This window comes from Kitasatospora sp. NPDC054939 (assembly GCF_053610105.1).
Window position 1 is genome coordinate 43,547 of sequence record NZ_JBSGXP010000050.1, and the last position, 7,308, is coordinate 50,854.

The 7,308-nt window shown below is 73.0% G+C and carries 7 protein-coding genes; 3 read left to right on the forward strand and 4 right to left on the reverse strand.

The window, feature by feature from the left end; genetic code table 11:
- Positions 1-100 precede the first annotated feature (100 nt).
- The 3 genes from ACWGB8_RS16715 to ACWGB8_RS16725 all read right to left on the reverse strand — a co-directional run bounded on the left by ACWGB8_RS16715 (position 101) and on the right by ACWGB8_RS16725 (position 3,577).
- Complete coding sequence (locus ACWGB8_RS16715) at positions 101-1,927, reverse strand: glycosyl hydrolase family 18 protein (RefSeq protein WP_452214218.1); 1,827 nt, start codon at positions 1,925-1,927, stop codon at positions 101-103.
- A 303-nt stretch (positions 1,928-2,230) separates the two neighbouring features.
- Positions 2,231-2,863 carry an FxLYD domain-containing protein gene (locus ACWGB8_RS16720; protein ID WP_452214219.1) on the reverse strand — a complete coding sequence of 211 codons (633 nt, stop codon included), beginning with the start codon at positions 2,861-2,863 and terminating at the stop codon, positions 2,231-2,233.
- 153 nt (positions 2,864-3,016) lie between these two features.
- On the reverse strand, positions 3,017-3,577 hold the full coding sequence (locus tag ACWGB8_RS16725; RefSeq protein WP_452214220.1) for a DoxX family protein: 561 nt from the start codon (positions 3,575-3,577) through the stop codon (positions 3,017-3,019).
- A 223-nt stretch (positions 3,578-3,800) separates the two neighbouring features.
- On the opposite strand from ACWGB8_RS16725, the gene ACWGB8_RS16730 reads away from it, so the two are divergent.
- On the forward strand, positions 3,801-4,436 hold the full coding sequence (locus ACWGB8_RS16730) for a MarC family protein (RefSeq protein WP_452214221.1): 636 nt from the start codon (positions 3,801-3,803) through the stop codon (positions 4,434-4,436).
- A 56-nt stretch (positions 4,437-4,492) separates the two neighbouring features.
- On the opposite strand, the gene ACWGB8_RS16735 is transcribed toward ACWGB8_RS16730, so the two are convergent.
- On the reverse strand, positions 4,493-4,927 hold the full coding sequence (locus ACWGB8_RS16735; protein WP_452214222.1) for an Lrp/AsnC family transcriptional regulator: 435 nt from the start codon (positions 4,925-4,927) through the stop codon (positions 4,493-4,495).
- A 193-nt stretch (positions 4,928-5,120) separates the two neighbouring features.
- Between ACWGB8_RS16735 and ACWGB8_RS16740 the strand changes: the two genes are divergently transcribed.
- Both ACWGB8_RS16740 and kynU read left to right on the forward strand, forming a co-directional pair.
- Positions 5,121-5,966, forward strand: coding sequence for a tryptophan 2,3-dioxygenase (locus tag ACWGB8_RS16740; protein ID WP_452214223.1), 846 nt, complete (start codon positions 5,121-5,123; stop codon positions 5,964-5,966).
- Between the two features lie 62 nt (positions 5,967-6,028).
- Positions 6,029-7,258 carry a kynureninase gene (gene kynU / locus ACWGB8_RS16745; RefSeq protein WP_452214227.1) on the forward strand — a complete coding sequence of 410 codons (1,230 nt, stop codon included), beginning with the start codon at positions 6,029-6,031 and terminating at the stop codon, positions 7,256-7,258.
- The last annotated feature ends 50 nt before the right edge of the window (positions 7,259-7,308 follow it).

Here is a 7,308-nt window from a genome sequence, read left to right on the forward strand (position 1 = left end):
CCGGGCATGACGAACGGCCCCGGACGAGATCCGTGCTCGTCCGGGGCCGCTCGGGTTCGGTGCCGAGGGTCCGTCAGGCCCTCAACCGCTCAGGGGTGCGTCAGCAGGGGCCGTTGTCGGTCCAGACGCCCCACTGGCCGGTGGTGGAGGGGTCCTCGCCCGTCGTCCACCACTTGTTGGTGTAGTAGCGGCCCTTCCAGGAGACCTTGGTCGGGGCCGCGTACACGGTGCCGGAGTTCCAGCTCGGCGCGGCCGGGCAGCCGGCGGTGGCCGTCGCGGTGGCGGTGGGGGTCGCCGTCGCGGTGGGGGTCGCCGTCGCGGTGGCCGTCGCGGTCGCGGTGGCGGTGGCCGTGGGGCTCGGGGTCACCGTCGGGGTCGCGGTCGGGGTCTGGGTCGGGTTCGGCGCGGCCGGGCAGGACGCGGCGGAGCCGTTGGTGGCCTCCACCATCGTGTCGAACAGCGCGGTCTTCGTCCCCAGGTCGTACAGCGAGAAGGCGAAGGATCCGCCGAGGCCGTTGCAGTGGGCGTAGTCCAGCTTGGCCTGGATCGAGCGGGCGTCCTCACCGGACCAGAAGGTGGTGCCGTCGTAGAAGTACGAGGTCTGCGCCGCCTCGTCCCAGTAGGTCTTCGACGGGTTGTCGACGAAGCCCGCGAGCTCCTTGTACATCTGGATGCCGGGCACGTTGCCGGACATCGCGGCACCGGCGGCCGGGCCGGTGGCGGGCTGGAAGAGGCCGTGCTTGCCGTTGTCGGCGACGCCGGTCCAGCCGCGGTAGTAGAAGGGGACGCCGATGTTGATCTTCTTGGCGGGGAAGCCGCCGGGGATGCCGTACTCCGCGTCGCCCGCGGTGTAGGCCTTGATCGCGGCGTCGACCGAGTACTTGCCGTTGCCCGGCTTGGCCGGGGTCATCGGGTCGTTCGGGCCGGAGTAGATCGGGGCCTGGTGGTTCGTCGGACCCTTGGCGTCCCAGGCACCGTGCATGTCGTACGTCATGATGTCCAGGAACGTCAGGTACTGGCCGATCTTGTCGGTCTCGACGTTGCGGATCTTGTCCTGGCCGGCGCCGACCGCCGCCGCGGTGGCGTAGGTCTTGCCGTCGGCCCTGCCCTGGGCGTCGAGCTGCTCGCGCAGCTCCTTGAGCAGCAGGGTGAAGTTCTGCTTGTCGTTCGGGCTCTCCAGGTTGCCGGCGTGGCCGCCGCCGCCCGGGTACTCCCAGTCGATGTCGATGCCGTCGAAGACGCCGGCCGCCGCGCCCGGGCCGCCGTACCCGGCGTCGACCGGGAGGTTGCCCTTGATGAACATGTCGATGCAGGACGAGACCAGCTTCTTGCGGGAGGCGTCATTGGCCGCCGCCGCGGAGAAGAACTTGGAGTAGGTCCAGCCGCCGATCGAGATCAGCACCTTGAGGTTCGGGTTCTTCGCCTTCAGCTTCTTCAGCTGGTTGAAGTTGCCCGCCATGGGCTGGCCCCAGACGTCGCCGACGCCGTCGACCGAGGTGTCCGGGCCGAAGCTCTTCTGGTAGTCGGCGAACGCGTCGCCCGCACCGTCACCCGCGTTGGGGTTGTTGTCGTCCTGGTTCGCGGCCTTGGTGGCCTGGAAGCAGGTCAGGTCGGTGGGGTGGATGTTGGCGAAGGAGTAGATCAGGTAGTCCAGCTTCCCGGCCACGCCGGTGTCCTGGATCGTCTTCGGGTAGTAGGCGTTGCCGTAGATCGACCACTGGTCGAAGTAGGCGACCTTGATGCCACCGCTGGTGGCCGGGGCACCGGTGGAGTTGGTGACGGCGGCGTTGGCGGCCGCACCGTTGGTGAGCGCGAGACCGGCGCCGAGCAGCAGGGAGGCGGCCGTGCCGGCCGCGAGCGCGGCCAGGCTCTTCGGGCGCCGCCGGCGGGCGGGCTGCCGGGCCGCCGCGGGAACAGAACGCAGCATGGGGTGCATGACTCCGGGTTGTGGGGGACTCCGCCCGCTCCGGGTGGGCTCGCACGGGGTGGGGCCGTACGACCGGGGCATGACAGAACAAGGGGGAGGAGAACAGAGCGGCTACATGCCTTGACGGACACCGGGATGGGCCGAACCGGCGCCAGCGGTCGAGACCGCTGACGCCGGTCCAGGGGCTCCCTGCACCTGGGGATTAAAATGGACTAGACCAACATCGCCGTCAAGGGGTGATGGTGAGGCTTGAGCCGCCCTTAAGGTTCGTACTCCCCCGCCCGAACAGCCGCGACCCGCGGCTCAGTAGCGCACCGCGTTCGCCACGACCGCCTTCACGTCGCCGCTCAACTCCCGGTTGCTGCGCGCCGTGGCCTGCGCACTCTGGCCCGCCGGGACGTCCGGCACGTTCACCACGACCGCGTCCAGGAGGTTCCCGGACTGGTCGGTGAAGTTGACCTGGACCGTGTAGCGATTGGCCTGCTGCTGCTGGTTGTTGACGGTCAGCGGGACCTCCAGCCGCCCGTCCGACGCGGCGGCGACCGGACCGAGCGTCACATCGCCCTTGGCGTCCAGCCCGCCCTTGATGCCCGCGATCGCCGAGGAGGCCGCCGCCTGCGCCGAGGCCGCCGCCGAGGAGAGCCCGCCCGCCGCGGACTGCACCGCCGAGGCGGCGGCGGAGGCCGCGGCCGAGAGCCCCGACTGCAGGGCCGACTGGACGGCCGAGGCGGCGGAGGTGGCCGCCGGACTGCTCGGCGAGCCGTCCGACGAGCAGCCGGCCAGGGCCGCCGCCCCGAGCGCCACCGCCGCCAGGGCGCCCGCCACGGCCCGGCGCGGTCGGCGCACCACCGGGGCGGCGGTGTCCCGCACGGTCGTACGGACGGGGGCTCCCGTCCGCGGCGGAGTGGTCGTCCGACGGGGCTGGTGGCGGTCCATCGCGTCCTCGTTTCTGCCCTGGGCCGGGCTGCCCGGCGCACCTCCCGCCCACCCTGCGAGTCCCCGGCCCGGCCCGCAGCACGGGTGGCGCATCCGGGTGATCCGGGGTCGGCCGGAGCAGGCCGGGGTGATCCGCGGCGGCCGGGGTCGGGCCTAGGACAGCCCGGCGCCCTCCTCGCGGTCCGCCTCCACGGCGGCCCGTTCCTCGCGCAGCCGCACCACGTGCCGCCGCCGCGCCACCACCCCGTACGCCGAGGCCGCGCTCGCCACGAAGGCCGCCGCGCCGACCCAGGGCCGGTCCAGGACGTGGCAGGTCAGGTGGTCCAGCGAGTACCGGCCGGCACCCGCGATGCCCAGCGCCAGACCGGTCGCACCGAGGAAGGCCGGGTACTCGTAGCCGCCGCCCATGGCGAAGAAGCCCGAGGGGGCGTGCACCGCCACGGCGGTCGCCATCGTGCCGGCCACCATCGCACCGGCCGCCGGGGTGGCCAGCCCGGCCACCAGCATCGCGCCGCCGCCCGCCTCACCGAGGCCGGCCGCCAGCGCGCTCTGCCGGCCCGGGTGGAAGCCCATGTGCTCCATCGCCTCCGCGGTGCCGTCCAGACCGCTGCCGCCGAACCAGCCGAACAGCTTCTGGGTGCCGTGCGCGATGAGCACACCGCCGACGGCGCTGCGCAGGGCCAGCAGGCCGAGATCCTTGCGGTTCAGACACATGTCGAATCCTCGTTCCAGCGAGATTCCGTCCGGTCTCCATGGCATCCGACCGTCCGGTCTCCATGGCACCCGAAAGGACGAGCGGACTCGACCCGGGACCGCCATCCGGGCGAATGTCGCAGCGTCCGGGAACGGCACCGCAACGTGGCCGCGCGGCCGCCGACACACGGCGCCCGGAGCCGCGGCGCCCGGCCCGGAGCGTCCGTCACGGCATGCTTTGTCCATGTTCGTCTTCAACCTGAGCAGCGCCTTCATCGCGTTCTTCGCCGTCGTCGGCCCGCCGAAGGTCCTGCTGGCCTACGCCCGGCTGGCGGGCGACCGCAGCTCCCGCGAGCTGCGGCGGCTGGCGGCCTGGAGCACGCTCATCGCCGCGCTGGTCGGCGTGCTGCTCGCGTACTCGGCGGACTTCGTCACCTCGCTCTTCCACATCAGCGACCAGTCGCTGGAGCTGGCGGGCGGGGTGATCTTCTTCATCTACGCGGTCGCCCTCGTCCTGGGCGTCCACCTGGGCGCCGGCGACGACGAGGGCGAGCACCTGCGCAACCCCTTGATCGACGGCATCCGCGAGCTGATGCTGCCGTACATCGCCAGCCCGCTCGCCGTCACCGCGGTGCTGATCGGCTCGCTCGCCAAGGACGACTGGGGCTGGCGCACCACCGTGACCGGCGCCTACCTCGCGGTGGTGGCGATCAACTACGTCTGCGTGGTCGTGCTCGCCCCGCTGATGCAGCGCACCCACCGCACCTCGCTGGAGGTCCTGTCGCGGCTGCTCGGCCTGCTGCTGGCGGCGGTGGGCGTGGAGCTCTTCCTGAACGGTCTGGCCGGGCTGGGCGTGCACCTGCCCGAACCGCACGAGTAGGCCGGACAGGGCCCAGCCCGCCCCGGGGGGGTGGGCGGGCGCCCGGGGCGGGCGGGTCAGGGCGCGACGACCGGGCGCCAGGGCACCGGGGAGGACAGGATCATCGAGCTGGCCGGCTGCCCGTAGCTGCCGAGCCGGTCGATCAGCGCCTCGAAGGCGGCCATCGCGGGCACCGCCACCAGCAGCACGCAGCAGGCCCCGCCGGTGACCCGGTGCAGCTGCAGCACCTCCGGCCAGTGCGCCACCTCGGGGTCGCGCAGCACGCAGCGCGGGCCGTAGCACTGGAGCTGGACCAGCGCGGTGATCGGCAGCCCGGCGCGGTTCGGGTCGACGTGCGCGTGGTAGCCGCTGATCACCCCCTCGGCCTCCAGTCGGCGCACCCGTTCGGCGACGGCGGGTGCGGAGAGGCTGACCCGGCGGGAGAGTTCGTTGTACGAGAGCCGGGCGTCCGCCTGGAGCTCGGCGAGCAGGCGTCGGTCGACGGCGTCCATGGGCGGGCTCCCGGGGTCGGTGGAGGAGGGCGGACGAGAGGCTGCCTGGCGATCGTAAGGCCGATCCGACGAAACGCCTCGCGAATGGAAAGCGGGCAGCCCGTTGCGGTGCCCGGAGCCCATTCAAGTCCGGGCCGCCCCGGAAGCACAATGGGGCCCCCGGGGAGAGCCCGGGTCGTCAGGAGGAACTGGGATGGGTCACGACACGGTGGAAACACCCAACCTGTCGTTCGGTCGGCTGGAGCCCGGCCTCGGCGGGGAGCCGGACCGCGGCACCCCCTACGCCCGCTACGCGCGGCTGGACGACCTGCACAGCCTGCAGCACCCGCGCAGCAAGGTGCCGGCCGAACTGTCGTTCATCGTCACCACGCAGGTCATGGAGCTGCTCTTCGACCTGCTGAAGCACGAGTGGACGCTCGCCCAGCACGCGCTGCGCGAGGACGACCTGCCCAGCGCCCTCGCGGCGCTGCGGCGCGGCACGCACGCCCAGGACGTGCTGGTCTCCTCCTGGGACCTGCTGGCCACCCTGACCCCGCAGGAGTTCAACGCCTTCCGCTCGGTCTTCGGCGAGGCGTCCGGCTTCCAGTCCTCGGCGTTCCTGCACCTGGAGTTCCTGCTGGGCAACAAGAACGGCGCCCTGCTGAACATGTACGCGGACGTCCCCGAGACCCGCGAGGAGCTCGCCGGGGTACTGCGCTCCGCCAGCCTCTACGACGACGCGCTGGCGCTGCTCGACCGCCGCGGCGTGGCGGTGCCGCACGCGCCGTCCGAGCAGCGGCACCTGCCCGACCCGGCGGTCGAGGCGGCCTGGCGGCGGGTGTACACCGAACCGGAGCTGGCCGGGCTGCAGCCGCTCGCCGAGGCCCTGCTGGACGTCGCCGAGCGGGTGACCCGCTGGCGCCAGCGGCACCTGGCGGCGGTCAAGCGCTCGATGGGCGCCAAGCCGGGCTCGGGCGGCTCCAGCGGCCTCACCTGGCTGCGGAAGTCCGCCGAGCAGGACGTCTTCCCCGAGCTGTGGACCGTCCGGGACGGACTGTGAGCACGACCGAGAACCACCGGGCCCCGGACGGGGACCCGGGCACGACCCCGAGCAAGGAGGGCATGTCGGTGATCACGCGCGAGGAGTGCGCGGCGCTGGACGCCGTCGACCCGCTGGCGGCGTTCCGCAAGGAGTTCGCCCTGCCCGACGGGGTGGTCTACCTCGACGGCAACTCGCTGGGCGCCCTGCCCGCCCGCACCCCCGAACGGGTGCGCGAGGTGGTCGAGGGCGAGTGGGGCCGCGAGCTGATCCGCAGCTGGAACGACGCCGGCTGGTTCGAGCAGCCGTACCGGCTGGGCCGCCGGATCGCCCCGCTGATCGGCGCCGGACCGGACGAGGTCGTGGTCTGCGACACCACCTCGGTCAACCTGTTCAAGGTGCTGGCGGCGGCCCTGCGGCTGCGCCCCGGCCGGCACACGGTGCTCGGCGACGGCGCGGCCTTCCCGACCGACCTGTACATCGCCGAGGGGGTCACCGGGCTGTTCGAGGGCACCCGCAGCGTGCTGGTCGCCCCCGAGGAGCTCGACGCCCACCTCGACGCGGACACCGCCGTGGTCGTCCTCTCGCACGTGGACTACCGCACCGGCGAGCTGCTGGACATGCCCGGCATCACCGCCCGGGTACAGGCCGCGGGCGCGCTGATGATCTGGGACGTCTGCCACGCGGTGGGCGCGCTCCCGGTCGAACTGGGCGCGAGCGGCGCGGACTTCGCGGTCGGCTGCACCTACAAGTACCTCAACGGCGGCCCCGGCTCGCCGGCCTTCCTGTACGCGGCCCGCCGGCACCTCGCCGCGGCGGAGCAGCCGCTGAGCGGCTGGTTCGGCCACGCCCGCCCGTTCGCCTTCGAGCCCGGGTACGCGGCCACCGAGGGCATCGGCCGATTCCTCACCAGCTCGCCGTCGCTGCTCGGCCAGGCCGCGCTGGACGCCTCGCTGGACGTCTGGGAGCGGGTCGACCTGGCGGCGGTGCGGGCGAAGAGCCTGGCGCTGACCGACCTGTTCATCTCCCTGGTGGAGGGGCTGGACGGCATCGAGGTGGCGACCCCGCGCGAGCACGCCCGGCGCGGCAGCCAGGTCGCGCTGCGGCACGCGGACGGCTACCCGGTGGTGCAGGCGCTGATCGAGCGCGGGGTGATCGGCGACTTCCGCGCCCCCGACCTGATGCGCTTCGGCTTCACCCCGCTGTACCTCTCGTACACCGACGTCTGGGACGCGGCGCAGCAGTTGGCGCAGGTGCTGGAGACCGGCGAGTGGCGGGCCGAGCGTTTCGGCCGCCGGGGCGCGGTGACCTGAGGCCCGTCGCCCGGATCGTCGCGCGGCCCCCGTCCGGTACCCCACCGGAC